This is a genomic window from Aliihoeflea sp. 2WW, assembly GCF_000497755.1.
GTDB lineage: Bacteria > Pseudomonadota > Alphaproteobacteria > Rhizobiales > Rhizobiaceae > Aliihoeflea.
The window spans coordinates 70,486-87,225 of sequence record NZ_AYOD01000010.1; the positions used below are offsets into that span (position 1 = coordinate 70,486).

Sequence of the window (16,740 nt, forward strand, 5' to 3'; positions counted from 1 at the left end):
CAGGCCTGTTCAGAGAGACTACGGACGGGCCTGTTTTGATCGGAAGCCGCTGTGAGGCATGCGGAAGAACCCATTTCCCGCTCGTTGCCACCTGCCTTGATTGTCTTCGGAAAGACTTGAAGGAAGTGGATCTGCCGCGAAGGGGCACGCTCTTCTCCTTCACCACAGTTCAGGTGAGATCCTCGAACTTTGGGCCGGGTCATACGGTCGGCTATGTGGAACTGGCAGACGGTGTGCGTGTCTTCGCGCCGCTCGTTGCGTCGAAGGAGCAGCCACCGGAGGTCGGCCAGCATGTCCGGCTAGAAATCAGTCCTCTCTGGCGTGTGCACGACGACACTGAAGTCATCGGCTACCGCTTTGTCCCGGAACTTCCGGGCGCCAAGGGAGAAGCGAGCCATGCGTGACGTCGTGGTGCTGGGTGTAGGACAAAGCGTGTTTGGAAAGTTCCCGGAGCGCTCCGTCTCCAGTCTCGGTTGCGAGGCCGTACTCGCCGCCCTCGACGATGCTGGTATCGGACCGCGCCAGGTACAGACCGCTTACTCCTCGCGTCTATACTCGGACATGATAACGAGCCAGACGATTCTGAAGGAGATCGGCATCGTCGGTATCGAGATGACCAATGTCGAGAATGCATGCGCTGGCGGCGCTACGGCCGTCCGGCAACTTTGGAAGGACATCGCAGGTGGCTTTTGTGACGTCGGTATCGCACTCGGCGTCGAATCTATGACAACGAGCCCGGTGGCTGGCAAGCTGATACCGCCGGCTCACGATGACCTTGAGGGCCAACTTGGGATGTCCATGCCGGCTCTTTTCGCTCTGATGGCGCGGCGGCTGATGACAACGCAGGGAGCTACTATCGAGGATTTCGCGCAGGTGTCAGTCAAGGCTCACGATGCCGGCGCGCTCAATCCCTACGCTCAGTATCGGAAACGGCTCACGGTCGATGAGGTGGTGGGCTCTAGGATGATTGCCGATCCCATTACGCTGCTACAGTGTTGTCCCAATACCGACGGTGCGGCTGCGATCGTGCTCTGTTCGTCGGAATTTGCGCGCCGATACACCACCAAGCTTATTCGAATCATAGCGTCCTCTCTTGTTTCCGGCGACTATCTGTTCCGGAAGGACGACCTGACAACCTTCCGCCTCGGCGCCGCAGCTGCGGAGAAGGCGTACGAGATGGCGGGCGTCGCCCCGCGAGATCTCGATCTCGTCGAATTACACGATGCCTTCGCATCGGAGGAGATCATGCACTACGAGGACCTCAGCCTTTGCCCGCGCGGCGACGGGGTCGGGTTGCTCAGGTCAGGGGCGACCTCGCTTGGTGGCCGAATCCCCGTCAATCCGAGCGGGGGGCTGCTGTCTCTGGGACATCCGCTCAGCGCGTCGGGCGTGCGTAACATCTGCGAGATTGTACTCCACCTGAGGGGTCGCGCCGGCGACCGGCAGGTACACAATGCACGCCTCGGGCTTGCCCAGATGCTCGGTGGCGCGGCAACCGGGCTTGAGGCCGGTGCGGCTAGCGTCCACATCCTGGCAGCTTGAGGCGCGGACCTACTGCATACCGTCCAGATCGAAATCCCGCGTCCTTCGTGTTACTCAATAGTAGAATTACAATTGATATGGTCGAAGAGATATGACAGTTTGAAGAGCCTGCGATAAGGCGCTCGAAACGGCGTCGCGAGGAGAGGCTTGGGTGAGTCACCTGGAATGGGAGGAATAACAATGCATCGATTGAATCTAGTCAGGACGACCGCTTTACTCACCGTGTTGGCAATACCGATTGGGGCAGCTCATGCCCAGGATGCGATCCGGATCGGGGCAGTCCTTTCAATGACCGGCCCGGCGGGCTACAGCGGCGACCCGCAGGCAAAGACACTTAATGCCGAGGTCAAAGCTTTAAATGATTCTGGAGGTCTGCTTGGGCGGCAAATCGAACTTGTTATTTATGATGACGCTGCCGATGCCAGCACCGCACGTACTTTTGCGACGAGACTTGTCGAGGATGATGGGATAGTCGCCGTGATCGGCGGCAGTCTAACCGGCACAACGATGGCCATAATGCCGGTTGTTGAAGAGGCTGAGCTGCCACAGATTTCCCTAGCCGGCGCGCTACAGATCGTCGAGCCGGTGCGCCCCTATGTATTTAAAACACCGCATACCGATCGCATGGCATGCCAAAAGATATTCATCGATATGCAGGCGAACGGGATCAGCGGTGTCGGCCTTATTTCTGGAACGGACGGTTTCGGGGCCTCGATGCGGCAGCAGTGCATCGATGTGGCAGCAGACTACGACATAACAATCGTGGCGGACGAAAACTACGGTCCGAACGACATCGACATGACCCCTCAGCTCAATCGAATAAAAAATACGGCTGGGCTCGATGCCGTCCTCAATCCAGGCCTTGGCACGGGCCCGGTCACGGTCACGCGCAACTTCCGACAACTTGCTATCAATGTACCACTCTACCATGGTCACGGCGTGACAACACAGAGTTTTGTTGATCTTGTTGGCGAAGCCGGTGACGGCGTTCGCATGCCTGCACCCGCACTCTTGGTGCCTGATCAACTGCCTGACGGTTCGCCCCAGAAAGATGTCGTCGATGCGTATGTCGCTCGCTATACATCAGTCTACAACGAACCCGTTTCAGCGTTTGGCGGTTACGCGCACGATGCCCTGTTGATCCTCACAAGCGCAATCGCTGCTGCGGGCTCCACTGAACCGTCAAGTATCCGCGACGCTATGGAAGCGACAACCGGCGTCGTGGGGGTCACCGGCGAGTTTAACATGACTGTGGAGGACCATATGGGGTTGGATCCTTCCGCCTTCATCATGGTGGAGATACGCGACGGGAAGTGGCTGATCGTCGACACCCCCGCGCAATAGCTTTCTTTCCAAATCTCGTGCGCCCCTGGTTTCGAACTTTCGACCGGTTGCGCACAACTTTTTGCGTCGCGGGGTTCAAGCATGGCGGAATTTCTACAGATACTGTTCTCCGGGATTACCGTCGGTGCGGTGTACGCCCTGGTCGCGCTCGGGTTCACGCTGGTCTACAACGCATCGCATGTCGTGAGCTTGGCGCAGGGCGAATTCGTGATGCTTGGCGGCATGGTTACTGCTGCGCTCGTCGCGGCCGGTTTCGGCGTACCCTTGGCAGCGCTGTTCGCAGTGGCATTTGCGGTCATGGTTGGGCTGGCGGTCTATCGCTTTTCCATAGCTCCGGCCGCGGGAGCCTCCCCGATCACGCTGATCATCATCACGCTTGGAGTGGCCATCTTTATCCAGGGAGTGACGATGGTCGTTCTTGGAAAGCAGATCCATTCGCTGCCGCCATTCCTCGGATCGGAGCCTCTTCTGGTAGGCGGCGCCACTGTGCTACCTCAGGGCTTGCTCGTGGTGGGCGGTTGCTTCTTGCTCGTCGTTGCCTTGTTCTACTTTCTCGAGCGGACGCTCGTGGGCAAGGCGCTGATGGCAACCGCCGCAAACAGGCTGGCCGCCCAACTTGTCGGGATCGATACCAGGGTGATGCTCGCCCTTGCTTTCGCCGCCTCAGCCATAATGGGAGCGATCGCAGGTATTCTTGTAACGCCGCTCACCCTCACGAGATTCGACATCGGCATCGTGATGACCGTCAAGGGTTTCGCGGCAGCGATGCTGGGGGGCATCGGCAGCCCCTTCGGGGCGGTAGTTGGGGGACTTTTGCTCGGCGTGCTCGAAGGGCTGGGCGCCGGCTACGTCAACTCCGCCTACAAGGACGCCATCGCCTTTCTCGCGATCCTGCTGACGTTTGCCTGGCGGCCGCAAGGTCTGTTCGGGCGCAAGATGGTGGAGCGGGTCTGATGGCTATTCTCCTATCCTGGCGCTTCACGCCACTTCTGGCGCTCGCGACGCTCCTGCTTGTGCTGCCCCTTCTGTTCCATTCGAACCTGCACTATCGTCTCGGAGCGCTTGTGTGGACGTTCGGGCTGGCCGCGATCGGGGTCAATATCCTGATGGGCTATGCCGGCCAGGTGAGCCTTGGCCATGCAGGCTTCTTCGGTATCGGTGCCTATTCGGTGGCGATCGGCCCAGCCCATTTCGGATTGGCGCCGTTATTCGCCGGCCTCATCGGTGTGGCAGCGGCAGCGGCTATCGCCTGGATCGTGGGCAAGGCGATTCTCAGATTCCAGGGGCTCTATCTCGGCATCGCGACGCTGGCATTCGGCATCCTCGTGACGCTCGTCCTCAACAACGAAGCGCAAGTCACTGGCGGCCCGGACGGGATGCAGGTAAAGGCGGCAGCGCTGTTCGGCTGGAGAATCTCGGGAGCCGTCACCTGGTACTGGGTGAGCGGTGCCGTGATGCTGGCCGGCGCCTTCCTTGCCCTCAACCTCCATTCGAGCCCAAGCGGTCGGGCGTTGCGCGCCTTGCATGACAGCGAGGTGGCTGCGGCCGTCGTCGGTGTCGACACGGCCCGCAAGAAACTGCAGGCCTTCGTAATCGCCGCAGTATACGCGGCTGTCGCTGGCGCAATGCTCGCCCTCATGAACGGTTTCGTCACGCCGGACGTCTCCTCCCTCCTCTCCTCCATCGAAATGGTGACGATGGTCGTGATCGGCGGAATGGGCTCGATCTTCGGCTCAGTGGTCGGTGCCGCGTTTATTACGGTTCTTCCGCAACTCCTGGTCTGGCTGCACGATTTTGAAACCGCATTTCTTGGCCTGACGATCGTGCTGTTCCTGGTGCTGCTTCCCGCAGGCATCGTCCCGAGCCTGGTCGACCTGTTTCGGAGACTGGGAAGATGAGCGTCCTTTCCGTGCGCGATGTCGCGATCTCGTTCGGCGGCGTGGACGCTATCGACGGCGTGGGTTTCGAAGTGGAGGAGCGCGAAATCTTCTCTATCATCGGACCCAACGGCGCGGGAAAGACGACGCTCTTCAACATCATCAGCGGTCTCTACAAGCCTGCGCGCGGATCCGTCGAACTCGCCGGCGCATCGATCCTCGGCATGCCCACCCATCGCCTGGCGCATCTCGGGCTGTGCCGAACCTTCCAGAACCTCCAGATATTCTTCCGCATGTCCGTGATCGAGAATGTGATGTCAGGCTGTCATGTCAGCGAACACACGGGACTGACGGCCGATCTTCTCGGTCTGCCAAGCATGCACACGCAGAACCGGGCGACCCGAGAGGTCGCCTTCGAGCTGCTCGGCAGGGTGGAACTGTCGGAACGCGCCGACGAGATCGCCGGAAACCTTGCCTATGGTGAACTGAAGAAGCTTGAGATCGCACGCGCGCTCGCCTCTGCCCCGCGGATACTACTGATGGACGAGCCTGCCGCCGGGTGCAATGCAACGGAGACGCAGGAACTCGGAAGGCTCGTGGCCGAAACGGCAAAGTCCGGCGTCACCATCGTCCTCATAGAGCATGATATGAAGCTGGTGATGGGAATCTCCGACCGCGTGCTGGTGCTCAATCAGGGTCGCCGCCTGGCGGAAGGAAAGCCGGACGAGATCAGGCGTGATCCTTCGGTTATCGAAGCGTATCTCGGTGTCGGCGCGGCGGAGGCAGGCGATGCTTGAAGTCGACTCGATGCGCAGCGCCTACGGCCGCATCGCCGTTCTCCACGGCGTCTCCTTCCGGGTCGATCGCGGGGAGATCGTGGCGTTGATCGGCTCCAACGGAGCGGGGAAGACGACCATCCTGCGGGTGCTGTCGGGCGTACAGCCGCTGACCGGCGGCAGCATATGCTTAGACGGCCGGCCGCTGGTTGGCTCACCCAGCAGGCGTGTGGAGCTTGGCATCGCCCATTCCCCGGAAGGGCGGCAGGTCTTCGGCCCCCTTTCCGTCGAAGACAATCTGCGTCTTGGAGCTTACCGCCACCGCGCGGACATGACGCAGAAGCTCGAACGAACCTACAGCCTGTTCCCGGCACTGGCGGAGAAACGCCTCAAGCGTGCTTCGGAACTGTCCGGCGGCCAGCAGCAAATGCTGGCAATAGGCCGAGCGCTGATGGCCGAACCAAAGTTCCTGCTTCTGGACGAGCCCTCCCTGGGCCTCGCGCCGGTCGTCATCGACCAGATGTTCGAGACGATCAGGACGCTGAACCGGCAGGGCACGACGATCCTGCTGGTCGAGCAGAATGCAGCGGCTGCGCTGTCACTGGCCGACAGGGCTTATGTCGTTGAAACCGGCAAGATTGTGCGTGAGGGCGCTGGCACGGCGTTACGCAATGATCCAGCTGTCCGTGCCGCATATCTTGGGCTTTAGCTATGGAACCCGGAGCAGGACAGAAGGGTCTCGAGGCACTGACGGAGTGCGCATTCTCGGTCGGCGAAAACTTTTCCGAACCGGCGGTGTTCACCGACGAATCGATTCGCGAGATCGCCACGCTGACCGGTGATTTCAATCCGATCCATCACGACACCGATTTTGCGCGCCAGAGCCGGTTCGGCGGCCTGATCGCCTCTGGAGGGCATGTGACCGGGTACATGATGGGCGTTGCATCCCGCTTCCTGACGAGCCGCGGAGCCGGGCTAGGAATCCAGATGGCATTCACCCTTCGGCGGGCCACGCCGGCGAACGTCCCGCTGACGATCGAGTGGACGATCCGACGCGTCGAGCCGCAGCAACGAGCCGGGCGCCATCTCGTCGAACTTGAAGGCGAACTTTCGCAGGACGGAATACGACTGGTAACGGGCTCGGTGACCTGCCTCGTAAGCAGGGAACCGTTTTACTAGTCCGCCAGAGTTGTCGCGCCGGGTGGAGTTTAAAATGGGAGAGAAACATGAACGGAATCGACTACTTTGAACGTGGCTGGAGTGCCGGGAGAGACACGGTCTGCTTGATCGACGGTGTGACCCGTGAGCAGATGACATACGACGAAGTACGAGCGTTAACATTCAGGATCGGAAATGCCCTTAAAGGTCGCGGCTACAATACCGGCGGTCACGGAGCGATCCTTGCGCTGAACGAAATTGGCGCATTCGTCACTTATCTGTCGCTGTTTCGTCTGGGCATGGCGCCGATCACGATCAATTCGCGCAACTCCGTGGAGGAGAACGCCTCGCTTCTCGACGCGATGGACTGCGAGATACTGTTCTACACATCGGCATTCGAGCAGGCGATGGATACCGTCCGGAGGTTCGCTCCGCGTATCAAGGAGTATGTCTGCATCGATAGCGCTGCTGGCAGCGCCCCCTCCCTCGACCAGTGGATAGACGGTTATGGGGCCGATGAATTCGAGATCCCCCACGATCCGAATCGGCTGCTGCTTATCCAGCCCACCGGTGGCACTACCGGTCGACCGAAAGGCGTGATGGTGGCGCATCGCGGAATGGAGACTCATGTGGCGAACATGATGGCCATGGAGCCATGCGATTATCGACCGATCTACCTCGCTGCCGCTCCGCTCACGCACGCCGCCGGTTACCTGATGCAGACGGTGCTTTCCCAGAACGGAACCGGCATTCTGCTCTCCAAGCCGGACAAGCAGTTGATCCTCTCCCTGGTCGAGGAGTTTCGCGTAACTCACACGTTCCTCCCTCCGACCTTGATCTACGAACTTCTCGATCATCCGGATATTGGCAAATTCGACTATTCCTCCATGCGATGCTTTCTGTACGGGGCATCACCGATGGCTCCGGAGAAGGTCAAGCGGGCAATCGAAGTATTTGGGGCATCCATGTGCCAAGCATACGGACAGGCGGAGGCATCCTACCCGAACACGTTCCTGTCGACAAAAGACCATGTCGAAGCCGTCCGGCATGCGCCGGCGCGGCTCGCCAGTTGTGGCCGGGCCACTCCTTTCTGCATGGTCGCCATCATGAAGGATGGGCAACTTCAGCCCGACGGTGAGATTGGAGAACTTGTCATCCGCACCACAGGCATCATGCTGGGCTACTACAAGGATGCTCAGGCGACGGCGGAGGTTGCCCAGAACGGTTGGCACCTCACAGGAGATGTCGGCTACCGCGACGCCGACGGGTTCTTCTACATTGTCGACCGAAAGAAGGACATGATCATCACCGGTGGATTCAATGTCTTTTCGATCGAAGTCGAGACGGTCTTGCTATCTCATCCAGCGGTTCAGAACTGCGCGGTAGTCGGCGCCCCCGATCCCAAATGGGGCGAGCGGATCCTTGCAGAGGTTGAACTCGCTCAGGGCGCAAGCATAACTGAGGCGGAACTGATTGCATATTGCAAGGAGAAGATCGGCTCACTCAAGGCGCCCAAGCAGATTGTTATCGCCAATGAACTTCCCCGAAGCGCTGTGGGAAAAATCCTTAAGCGCGAAGTGCGGGCGAAGTACTGGGCCGACAAAACGCGTATGGTGAACTAAACTAGCGAAGCGCAAGGCTCTTTTCCTTTCCGAACTCGCATCAGCCGCGACTGCGATGTGCTCTTCGCGATCCCGCTTCGAAGCTGCACACAAAAAAATGCCCCGCTATGACACCCGAAATTATTCAGCGATACATCACATGAAAACCCGCATCACCACACTCTTGAACATTGAGCACCCGATCATTCAAGGTGGAATGCATTATGTGGGCTTTGCAGAGATGGCGGCGGCCGTGTCGAACGCTGGCGGATTGGGGATGATCACGGCGCTGTCGCTCAAAACGCCGACGCGGTTAGCTCAGGAGATTTATCGCTGCCGGGAGATAACCGGCAAACCATTCGGGGTCAATCTGTCATTGTTGCCTGCGGTCAATGCGCCAGACTATGCGAGTTTTATTCGCGTGATAATCGAAGGTGGCGTCAAAATCGTTGAGACCGCTGGAGACAATCCCCGGAAGTGGCTGCCCAGCCTTCAGGCAGCCGGGATCAAGGTGATCCACAAATGCACCTCGATCCGGCACGCCCTGAAGGCCCAGGCATTGGGATGCGATGCGATAAGCGTCGACGGCTTCGAATGTGGAGGGCACCCGGGTAGAGACGACGTGCCCAACTTCATCCTCTTGCCACGCGCTGCAGACGAACTGACGGTACCGTTTGTGGCATCTGGTGGCATGGTCGACGGCCGGTCATTGGTTGCAGCTTTGGCTCTCGGAGCGGACGGCATCAATATGGGCACGCGCTTCATCGCCACCAAGGAAGCTCCGGTGCACGAACACGTCAAGCAGGCAATCCTGGACGCTTCCGAGTTGGATACCCGGCTGATCATGAGGCCGCTCAAGAATACAGAGCGCGTTCTGAATAACGCTGCAGTCGAGCGTATTTTGGAGAAGGAACGCCGGTTAGGTCCATCCATTACATTCGACGACATCAGAGAAGACATCGCGGGCGTCTATCCGAAGATCATGCAGAATGGCTTGATGGACGCCGGCGCGTGGTCATGCGGAATGGTAGCAGGATTGATCCACGATGTACCAAGCGTGAAGCAACTGATTGACCGCATCATGTCTGACGCGGAGGTCATTATCAGCGATCAGCTCGCCCGCCTCGCTGGTTGACGAGTTCTGGATAATCTCAACGCCGTGGTGACGATTTCTCCTAGATTCGTACCGCAGTTGACTGTCGAGGAGGGTCAAGGTTGGATATACGCCACCTCCAATACGTCATCGCCAGTGCAAGAAACGGTAGCTTCAGCGCCGCGGCAAACGAACTCAACGTGCGCCAGCCCATCGTCAGCAAGCGGATCAAAGAACTGGAAGAAGAACTTGGCGGCGTCGCGCTTTTCGATCGCTCCACGGCCGGCGCACGGCTGACACCGGCCGGCGACGAGTTCCTCGTCTTAGCTCGCCGCATCATCGAGGATATCGACCGTCTAGCCGAGCGGGCGAAGGCGCGCGGTGCGGGGAAGCTAGGCCATGTCGTTGTGGGCTTCTACAAATCGCTCTCCACCGGCAGGTTCCGCGCCGCGCTGCGCGACTTCCGCCGGCAATATCCCAAGATCGAGATCGAGCTTGTCGAGACGCCATTGGTCGAACTATCGGCAGGCGTGCTATCCGGCGTGATCGACACCGCCGTGATTCTCGGCGACACCGGCAAGTGCGAGGCTTTCGAATCCATCGCGCTCTGGTCGGATCAACTCGTCGTGGTTTTACCGGAATGCCACCCTCTTGCCGCAAGGCAGGTGATCTACTGGCCGGAACTGAAGGGCGAGCGCTTCCTCGTCACCCACCACGATCCAGGCCCGGACATTCGCATGGTGCTGATTCGCCATCTCGCCGCACCTTCGGACCACCCTGAGATCGTAACCAGGCGTCTCAGCCACGAAAGTCTGCTGAGCGAGGTCGCGGACGGCCAGGGCATCGCGCTGCAATGCGAATCCGCTGTCGGGCTTTCCAGCCTCGGCGTGGCCTTCCGGCCGCTGCACGACGGCAACGGTGCGACCCGTCTCGGCTATATCGCCTGCTGGAAGCCGGACAACATCAATCCCGCGCTCAAGACCTTCATCGACGCCCTGAAGCGGCACGGATGATTCGCTTTCCCATGCCTCCAGCGTGACGGTGACGCTGCTCTGCGCGCCGAGGATTTCAAGTATTTTTTCGACGCCCTACGCCCGGCTACGAAACCCCGAATAATCCGGTTGCCGGCACACAAATTATGCCTTTCTTGATTGTCCCCGTCGCCATCCGACCGTGTTGCGGATGGCCGGAAGCGGGGACGGGATGCCGGCACATCATCATCAGAACGAAGGACTGTCGCGTGGGGCGCGCATGCTGCGCACGGCGCTCGGTCCCGCGATCGCGCGCTATCTGGAAGACCCCGCAATCGTCGAGGTCATGCTGAACCCGGACGGACGTCTCTGGGTCGATCGCCTGCGCGAAGGACTGGTTGCCACCGAGGAAGTCCTGATCCCGGCGGATGGCGAGCGCATCGTGCGCCTGGTCGCGCACCATGTCGGTGCCGAGGTTCACCCCGACGCCCCTCGCGTCTCGGCCGAGCTGCCGGAGACGGGCGAGCGCTTCGAGGGCCTGCTTCCACCCGTCGTCACCGCGCCGGCCTTCGCCATCCGCAAGCCGGCGGTCGCCGTCTTCACGCTCGGCGATTATGTCGCCGCCGGCATCATGACCGACACCCAGGCCGATGTCCTGCGGCTCGCCGTCGAGAAGCGCAGGAACGTGTTGGTCGCCGGTGGCACCAGCACCGGCAAGACCACGCTCACCAATGCGCTGCTCGCGGAAGTCGCGAAGACCTCCGATCGCGTGGTGCTGATCGAGGATACGCGCGAGCTGCAATGCGCGGCGCCGAACCTCGTCGCCCTGCGCACCAAGGATGGCGTCGCCTCGCTTTCCGACCTCGTGAAGTCGTCGCTGCGGCTGCGGCCCGACCGCATCCCGGTCGGCGAGGTCCGAGGCAGCGAGGCGCTCGATTTGCTCAAGGCATGGGGGACAGGGCACCCCGGCGGGATCGGTACCATCCACGCCAACACCGCGATCGGCGCGCTGCGCCGTCTTGAGCAACTCGTGCAGGAGGCCGTCGTCACAGTCCCGCGCGCCCTGATCGCCGAGACGATCGACATCATCGCCGTGCTCTCCGGCCGCGGCACTGAGCGCCGCCTTACCGAAATCGCCCTGGTCGAAGGGCTCGATCCGGCCACCGGCGACTACCGCACGCTCAGCGCAACGCTGGAATCCCCCAGCCTCTCGAAAGGAGACCCCGCATGACGACGAAACCCGATCCTCTCCGCAGCCTGCGGAGCCGGCTGCTTTCCGGCACGTTTCTCGACAGCCTGGGCACGGCCGGCATCACCGCCGCCGGGCTGCTCTATACGGCCCCGGCCTGGGCCGCCGGCTCCTCCATGCCGTGGGAGGAGCCGCTTCAGCAGATCCTCGAAAGCATCGAGGGGCCGGTGGCGAAGATCGTCGCGGTCATCATCATCATCGTCACCGGCCTGACGCTGGCCTTCGGCGATACGGGCGGCGGCTTCCGCAAGCTGATCCAGATCGTGTTCGGCCTGTCGATCGCGTTTGCGGCCAGCTCCTTCTTCCTGTCGTTCTTCTCCTTCGGCGGCGGAGCGCTGGCGTGATGGACGAGGACGTTCGCGGCTTCTTCGCGCCGGTCCATCGCGCGCTGACCGAGCCGATCCTGCTCGGCGGCGCTCCGCGCGCCGTCGCGATTCTCAACGGCACGCTGGCCGGCGCGGTCGGACTCGGCCTGCGGCTCTGGATCGCCGGCCTCGCCATCTGGGCGATCGGTCATTTCGCTGCCGTCTGGGCGGCGAAGCGCGACGCGCTGTTCGTCGACGTGGTGCGTCGGCATCTGCGCTATCCGACCCACCTCGGAATCTGAGGTTCGCCGCCATGATGAATCTCGCCGAATATAGAACGAAGAGCGCCAGCCTTACCGACTTCCTGCCCTGGGCCGCGCTGGTCGCGCCCGGCGTCGTGCTCAACAAGGATGGCAGCTTTCAGAGGACCGCGCGCTTTCGCGGGCCGGACCTCGACAGCGCCACGCCGGCCGAGCTGGTCGGCACGACCGCGCGGCTCAACAACGCGTTGCGCCGGCTCGGCTCGGGCTGGGCGATCTTCGTCGAGGCGCAGCGAAACCCCGCCACCGACTATCCCGAAAGCCTGTTTCCAGATTCCGCCTCGGCGCTGCTCGACATCGAGCGCCGCGAGCAGTTCGAGGACAGCGGCGTGCTGTTCGAGTCGAGCTATTTCCTCACCTTCGTCTGGCTGCCGCCGGCCGAGGAAGCTTCGCGCATGGAAAGCTGGCTCTATGAGGGCCGCGAGCGATCCGGCGTCGATCCGTGGGAGCTTCTGAAGGGCTTCGTCGACCGCACCGATCGCGTGCTCAATCTGGTCGAAGGCTTCGTGCCCGAGGCCGAATGGCTCGACGACAGCGAGACGCTGACCTACCTGCACTCGACCATATCGGTCTCCCCTCATCGCGTCCGGGTGCCGGAGACGCCGATGCACCTCGACGCGCTGCTCGCCGACCAACCGCTTGCCGGAGGGCTGGAGCCGCGCCTGGGCGATTTCCATCTGCGCACGCTGACCGTGATCGGCTTCCCGACCACGACCTTCCCCGGAATCCTCGACGACCTCAACCGGCTCGCTTTTCTCTACCGCTGGTCGACGCGCGCGATCATGCTCGACAAGACCGACGCCACGCGGCTGATCACGAAGATCAGGCGGCAATGGTTCGCCAAGCGCAAGTCGATCGCGGCCATCGTCAAGGAGGTGATGACCAACGAGGCGTCGGTGCTGATGGACACCGACGCGGCCAACAAGGCCGCCGATGCCGACGCGGCCCTGCAGGACCTCGGCTCGGATCAGGTCGGCGAGGCATACGTCACCGCCACGGTGACGGTGTGGGACGCCGATCCCTCGATCGCCGACGAGAAGCTGCGCCTGGTCGAGAAGGTCATCCAGTCCCGCGACTTCACCTGCATCGTCGAAGGCGTCAACGCGATCGAAGCCTGGCTCGGCTCCATCCCCGGACAAGTCTATGCCAATGTCCGCCAGCCGCCGATCTCGACACTGAACCTCGCCCACATGATCCCGCTCTCGGCGGTCTGGGCAGGGTCGGCGAAGGACGAGCATCTCAATGCCCCGCCGCTGTTCTACGCCAAGACCGAAGGCGCGACCCCGTTCCGCTTCGCGCTCCATGTCGGAGACGTCGGCCACCTGATGCTGGTCGGCCCGACCGGCGCGGGCAAGTCCGTGCTGCTGGCGCTGATGTCGCTCCAGTTCCGCCGCTACCTCAACTCCCAGGTCTTCGTGTTCGACTTCGGCGGCTCGATCCGCGCCGCCACACTGGCGATGGACGGCGACTGGCAAGACCTCGGCGGCTCGTTCTCCGACGATGCCTCCTCGTCCTCCGTCTCGCTCCAGCCGCTCGCCCACATCCAGCACACGCCGGAGCGGGCATGGGCGGCCGACTGGCTGGTCGACATCCTGACGCGCGAGGGTGTCGCCATCTCGCCGGAGGTGAAGGAGCACATCTGGACGGCGCTGACCTCGCTTGCCTCCGCGCCGATCGAGGAACGCACCATCACCGGCCTGACCGTGCTGTTGCAATCCTCGGCGCTGAAGCAGGCATTGCGACCATACTGCATCGGCGGCGCGCATGGCCGCCTGCTCGACGCCGAGCACGAGCATCTCGGCTCGGCCGATGTTCAGGCGTTCGAGACCGAGGGGCTGGTGGGCACGAGAGCTGCGCCCGCCGTGCTCTCCTATCTCTTCCACCGGATCGAGGCCCGCTTCGACGGCCGGCCGACGCTGCTGGTCATCGACGAAGGCTGGCGCGCGCTCGACGATGGCGGCTTCGCCGACAAGATCAAGGAATGGCTGAAGACGCTGCGCAAGAAGAATGTCAGCGTGGTCTTCTCCTCGCAGTCACTGGCCGACATCGAGGCGTCGCCCATCGCCCCGGTGCTGGTCGAAAGCTGCCCGACGCGCATCTTCCTCGCCAACGAGCGTGCCATCGAGCCGCAGATCGCCGCCGTCTACAGCCAGTTCGGTCTCAACGACCGCCAGATCGAGATCCTCGCCCGCGCCACGCCCAAACGCGACTACTACTGCCAGTCAAGACGAGGCAACCGCCTGTTCGAGCTTGGCCTGGGCCATGTCGCGCTGGCGCTCTGCGCTTCCTCCGACAAGGCGGCTCACGCGCTGATCGACGAGCTGCTGCGCGACGGCTCGCGGCCGTATTTCCTCGAAGCCTGGCTGCACGCCAACGGCCTCGCCTGGGCCGCCGATCTCGTTCCCGACCTCACCAATGTCATCGACCGATCGGTCTCGGCCGACGCGCCCATCGTCGCGCAGGAGCCGGTTCCGGACGGCGACCCCGATCCCGTCCACCCGTCAACCGAACAGGAGGTTTGACCATGCCACGAAAAGTCCGTCTGCCCCACGCTCTCGCAGCCGGCGCGCTCGCGCTGTCTGTCGCGGTTCCCGTCGTCGTCGGCCCGCACGCGCCCGCCCACGCGCAGTTCTTCGGCGGCCGCATCGTCTACGACCCGACCAATTACAGCCAGAATCTTCTCTCGGCCGCCCGCGCTCTGGAGCAGATCAACAATCAGGTGACGTCGCTCGCCAACGAGGCGCAGATGCTCATCAACCAGGCGCGCAATCTCGCGAGCCTGCCGACCTCCATGATCTCCGAGATCGAGGGCAACTTCTCGGAGATGAAAAGCCTGCTCGGCCAGGCCGAGCGGCTCGCCTACAGCGTGCAGGACATCGAGAGCCAGTTCGCCTCGACCTATCGCGACTTCGCCGGCGACAAGACCGGCGAGCAGCTTGTCGCCGCCGCCCGCGAGCGCTGGCAACAGTCACTCTCGGCCTACGAGGACTCGCTGAAGACCGGCGCGGTCGCGGTCGGCAACATCGACGGCACGCAGGCGCAGACCCGTTCGCTGGTCGGCGCCAGCCAAGCGGCGGTCGGCGTCCTTCAGGCGACGCAGGCCGGCAATGAGCTGCTTGCCGTGCAGGCTGCCCAGATCGCGGACCTCACCGCCATGCTGGCCGCCCAGGGTCGCGCCGAGGCGCTGGAGCAGTCGCGGCGCGCGGCCGCGCAGGAGCAGGCCCGCGAGCAGTTCGGCCGCTTCATGTCCGGCCGCGACTACACCCCGTCCACCGTTCGCATGTTCAACGATTGAGGACACGCGAGCGATGGACCTGAAGATCGCCGCCCGGATGATCGCCGTCCTCGCCATCGGCGCAGCCATGATTGCTGCCGTCGCTGCGCTGCGCGAGGCAGGCTCGGAGGATGACGCCCCCGCCACCCGCCTCCGTGATCCGGGCGGCGAGCCCGCCAGTGCCGCGCTTGTTCGCTGCCGCGACCTCGGCATGGCGGCCGCCGACGATGCAGCCTGCCAGAAGGCATGGGCCGAGCATCGTCGGCGCTTCCTCGGCACGCGCGAGGAGCGAGACCGGCCATGAACGACGTCGGCGTCATCGACCGCTTCCTCAGCGTTTTCACCAGCTACATCGACTCCGGCTTCGGCCTGCTCGGCGGCGAGATCGCGTTCCTCACCACCACGCTGATCGTGATCGACATCACGCTCGCCGGCCTGTTCTGGGCCTGGGGTGCCGACGAGGACGTGCTTCAGCGGCTCATCAAGAAGACGCTCTATATCGGCTTCTTCGCCTTCATCATCGGCAACTTCAACTGGCTCGCCAACATCGTCTTCGAGAGCTTCTCCGACCTCGGCCTTCAGGCCGGCGGCGGCTCACTCTCCGGTACGGAGCTTCTCCAGCCCGGCCGCGTCGCCCAGGTCGGCATCGACGCCGGCACGCCCATCCTCGAGGCAGCCGGCGACCTCATGGGCTATCTCTCCTTCTTCGAGAACCTGATCCAGATCGTCGTGCTGATGATCGCCTGGGCGATCGTGTTGGTCGCCTTCTTCGTCCTCGCCGTCCAGATCTTCGTCACCCTGATCGAGTTCAAGCTGACGACGCTCGCCGGCTTCGTGCTGATCCCCTTCGCGTTGTTCGGCAAGACCGCCTTCCTCGCGGAAAAGGTGCTCGGCAACATCGTCGCCTCCGGCGTCAAAATCCTCGTCCTTGCGGTGATCGTCGGCATCGGCTCCGGCCTGTTCGGAGAGTTCACCTCCGGCTTCCCGGATGAGCCCACCATCACCGACGCCATGTCGCTGGCGCTCGGCGCGCTGGCGCTGATGGGCCTCTCGATCTTCGGTCCCGGCATCGCCACCGGCCTTGTTTCCGGCGCACCGCAACTCAGCGCCGGCGCGGCTGTCGGAACCGGCCTGGCCGTGGCCGGAATGGGAGCGGCGGGCTACATGGGCGCGCGTGCCGCCGCAGGCGGCGGTGCGGCTGCAATCGGCGCGGGCGGGCGCATGTCGGCC

The 16,740-nt window shown here is 62.6% G+C and carries 18 protein-coding genes; all 18 read left to right on the plus strand.

Annotation, left to right across the window (positions count from 1 at the left end):
• The first annotated feature begins 125 nt into the window (after positions 1–125).
• Positions 126–404 (plus strand): OB-fold domain-containing protein, encoded by a 279-nt coding sequence (locus ALII_RS21090; RefSeq protein WP_244437353.1) that lies wholly within the window; start codon positions 126–128, stop codon positions 402–404.
• Positions 397–1,542, plus strand: a complete 1,146-nt coding sequence (locus ALII_RS0106670) for a thiolase family protein (RefSeq protein WP_024586546.1) — start codon at positions 397–399, stop codon at positions 1,540–1,542. The genes ALII_RS21090 and ALII_RS0106670 overlap by 8 nt, the downstream gene beginning before the upstream one ends.
• 180 nt (positions 1,543–1,722) lie before the next feature.
• The gene (locus ALII_RS0106675; RefSeq protein WP_029660278.1) at positions 1,723–2,886 is read left to right on the plus strand and encodes an ABC transporter substrate-binding protein; all 1,164 of its coding nucleotides are present in this window, start codon (positions 1,723–1,725) and stop codon (positions 2,884–2,886) included.
• A gap of 81 nt (positions 2,887–2,967) precedes the next feature.
• Entirely contained in the window at positions 2,968–3,840 is an 873-nt protein-coding gene (locus ALII_RS0106680) for a branched-chain amino acid ABC transporter permease (protein ID WP_024586548.1), read from the plus strand.
• Positions 3,840–4,784, plus strand: coding sequence for a branched-chain amino acid ABC transporter permease (locus ALII_RS0106685; RefSeq protein WP_024586549.1), 945 nt, complete (start codon positions 3,840–3,842; stop codon positions 4,782–4,784). Before ALII_RS0106680 ends, ALII_RS0106685 begins: the two co-directional genes overlap by 1 nt.
• Positions 4,781–5,560, plus strand: a complete 780-nt coding sequence (locus tag ALII_RS0106690) for an ABC transporter ATP-binding protein (RefSeq protein WP_024586550.1) — start codon at positions 4,781–4,783, stop codon at positions 5,558–5,560. The genes ALII_RS0106685 and ALII_RS0106690 overlap by 4 nt, the downstream gene beginning before the upstream one ends.
• Complete coding sequence (locus ALII_RS0106695; protein WP_024586551.1) at positions 5,553–6,248, plus strand: ABC transporter ATP-binding protein; 696 nt, start codon at positions 5,553–5,555, stop codon at positions 6,246–6,248. Before ALII_RS0106690 ends, ALII_RS0106695 begins: the two co-directional genes overlap by 8 nt.
• 86 nt (positions 6,249–6,334) lie before the next feature.
• Positions 6,335–6,718 carry a MaoC family dehydratase gene (locus tag ALII_RS0106700; RefSeq protein ID WP_161632246.1) on the plus strand — a complete coding sequence of 128 codons (384 nt, stop codon included), beginning with the start codon at positions 6,335–6,337 and terminating at the stop codon, positions 6,716–6,718.
• A gap of 47 nt (positions 6,719–6,765) precedes the next feature.
• A complete protein-coding gene (locus ALII_RS0106705) occupies positions 6,766–8,319 on the plus strand; it encodes an AMP-binding protein (protein WP_024586553.1) in 1,554 nt (517 codons plus the stop codon).
• A 139-nt stretch (positions 8,320–8,458) separates the two neighbouring features.
• Positions 8,459–9,433 (plus strand): nitronate monooxygenase family protein, encoded by a 975-nt coding sequence (locus tag ALII_RS0106710; protein ID WP_024586554.1) that lies wholly within the window; start codon positions 8,459–8,461, stop codon positions 9,431–9,433.
• 80 nt (positions 9,434–9,513) lie between these two features.
• A complete protein-coding gene (locus tag ALII_RS0106715) occupies positions 9,514–10,404 on the plus strand; it encodes a LysR family transcriptional regulator (RefSeq protein WP_024586555.1) in 891 nt (296 codons plus the stop codon).
• Positions 10,405–10,594: 190 nt separating this feature from the next.
• Positions 10,595–11,593: a P-type conjugative transfer ATPase TrbB gene (gene trbB, locus ALII_RS0106720; protein WP_024586556.1), complete on the plus strand. Its 999-nt coding sequence runs from the start codon at positions 10,595–10,597 to the stop codon at positions 11,591–11,593.
• Positions 11,590–11,955: a TrbC/VirB2 family protein gene (locus ALII_RS0106725; protein WP_024586557.1), complete on the plus strand. Its 366-nt coding sequence runs from the start codon at positions 11,590–11,592 to the stop codon at positions 11,953–11,955. Before trbB ends, ALII_RS0106725 begins: the two co-directional genes overlap by 4 nt.
• Positions 11,955–12,218 (plus strand): VirB3 family type IV secretion system protein, encoded by a 264-nt coding sequence (locus tag ALII_RS0106730; RefSeq protein WP_024586558.1) that lies wholly within the window; start codon positions 11,955–11,957, stop codon positions 12,216–12,218. The genes ALII_RS0106725 and ALII_RS0106730 overlap by 1 nt, the downstream gene beginning before the upstream one ends.
• A gap of 11 nt (positions 12,219–12,229) precedes the next feature.
• Positions 12,230–14,758: a conjugal transfer protein TrbE gene (gene trbE / locus ALII_RS0106735; RefSeq protein ID WP_024586559.1), complete on the plus strand. Its 2,529-nt coding sequence runs from the start codon at positions 12,230–12,232 to the stop codon at positions 14,756–14,758.
• Between the two features lie 2 nt (positions 14,759–14,760).
• Positions 14,761–15,531, plus strand: a complete 771-nt coding sequence (trbJ, locus tag ALII_RS0106740) for a P-type conjugative transfer protein TrbJ (protein ID WP_024586560.1) — start codon at positions 14,761–14,763, stop codon at positions 15,529–15,531.
• A gap of 13 nt (positions 15,532–15,544) precedes the next feature.
• Positions 15,545–15,814 (plus strand): putative entry exclusion protein TrbK-alt, encoded by a 270-nt coding sequence (gene trbK-alt / locus ALII_RS0106745; protein ID WP_024586561.1) that lies wholly within the window; start codon positions 15,545–15,547, stop codon positions 15,812–15,814.
• Positions 15,811–16,740: P-type conjugative transfer protein TrbL (trbL, locus tag ALII_RS0106750; RefSeq protein ID WP_024586562.1), on the plus strand; the 930-nt coding region annotated here is incomplete at its 3' end. The genes trbK-alt and trbL, both read left to right, overlap by 4 nt.

What these genes read in the sequence shown, in the direction of transcription:
- ALII_RS0106670 (WP_024586546.1), top strand. Translation starts at nt 397, where the DNA reads ATGCGTGACGTCGTGGTGCTGGGTGTAGGACAAAGCGTGTTTGGAAAG.
- ALII_RS0106675 (WP_029660278.1), top strand. Translation starts at nt 1,723, where the DNA reads ATGCATCGATTGAATCTAGTCAGGACGACCGCTTTACTCACCGTGTTG.
- ALII_RS0106680 (WP_024586548.1), top strand. Translation starts at nt 2,968, where the DNA reads ATGGCGGAATTTCTACAGATACTGTTCTCCGGGATTACCGTCGGTGCG.
- ALII_RS0106685 (WP_024586549.1), top strand. Translation starts at nt 3,840, where the DNA reads ATGGCTATTCTCCTATCCTGGCGCTTCACGCCACTTCTGGCGCTCGCG.
- ALII_RS0106690 (WP_024586550.1), top strand. Translation starts at nt 4,781, where the DNA reads ATGAGCGTCCTTTCCGTGCGCGATGTCGCGATCTCGTTCGGCGGCGTG.
- ALII_RS0106695 (WP_024586551.1), top strand. Translation starts at nt 5,553, where the DNA reads ATGCTTGAAGTCGACTCGATGCGCAGCGCCTACGGCCGCATCGCCGTT.
- ALII_RS0106705 (WP_024586553.1), top strand. Translation starts at nt 6,766, where the DNA reads ATGAACGGAATCGACTACTTTGAACGTGGCTGGAGTGCCGGGAGAGAC.
- ALII_RS0106710 (WP_024586554.1), top strand. Translation starts at nt 8,459, where the DNA reads ATGAAAACCCGCATCACCACACTCTTGAACATTGAGCACCCGATCATT.
- trbB (WP_024586556.1), top strand. Translation starts at nt 10,595, where the DNA reads ATGCCGGCACATCATCATCAGAACGAAGGACTGTCGCGTGGGGCGCGC.
- ALII_RS0106725 (WP_024586557.1), top strand. Translation starts at nt 11,590, where the DNA reads ATGACGACGAAACCCGATCCTCTCCGCAGCCTGCGGAGCCGGCTGCTT.
- ALII_RS0106730 (WP_024586558.1), top strand. Translation starts at nt 11,955, where the DNA reads ATGGACGAGGACGTTCGCGGCTTCTTCGCGCCGGTCCATCGCGCGCTG.
- trbE (WP_024586559.1), top strand. Translation starts at nt 12,230, where the DNA reads ATGATGAATCTCGCCGAATATAGAACGAAGAGCGCCAGCCTTACCGAC.
- trbJ (WP_024586560.1), top strand. Translation starts at nt 14,761, where the DNA reads ATGCCACGAAAAGTCCGTCTGCCCCACGCTCTCGCAGCCGGCGCGCTC.
- trbK-alt (WP_024586561.1), top strand. Translation starts at nt 15,545, where the DNA reads ATGGACCTGAAGATCGCCGCCCGGATGATCGCCGTCCTCGCCATCGGC.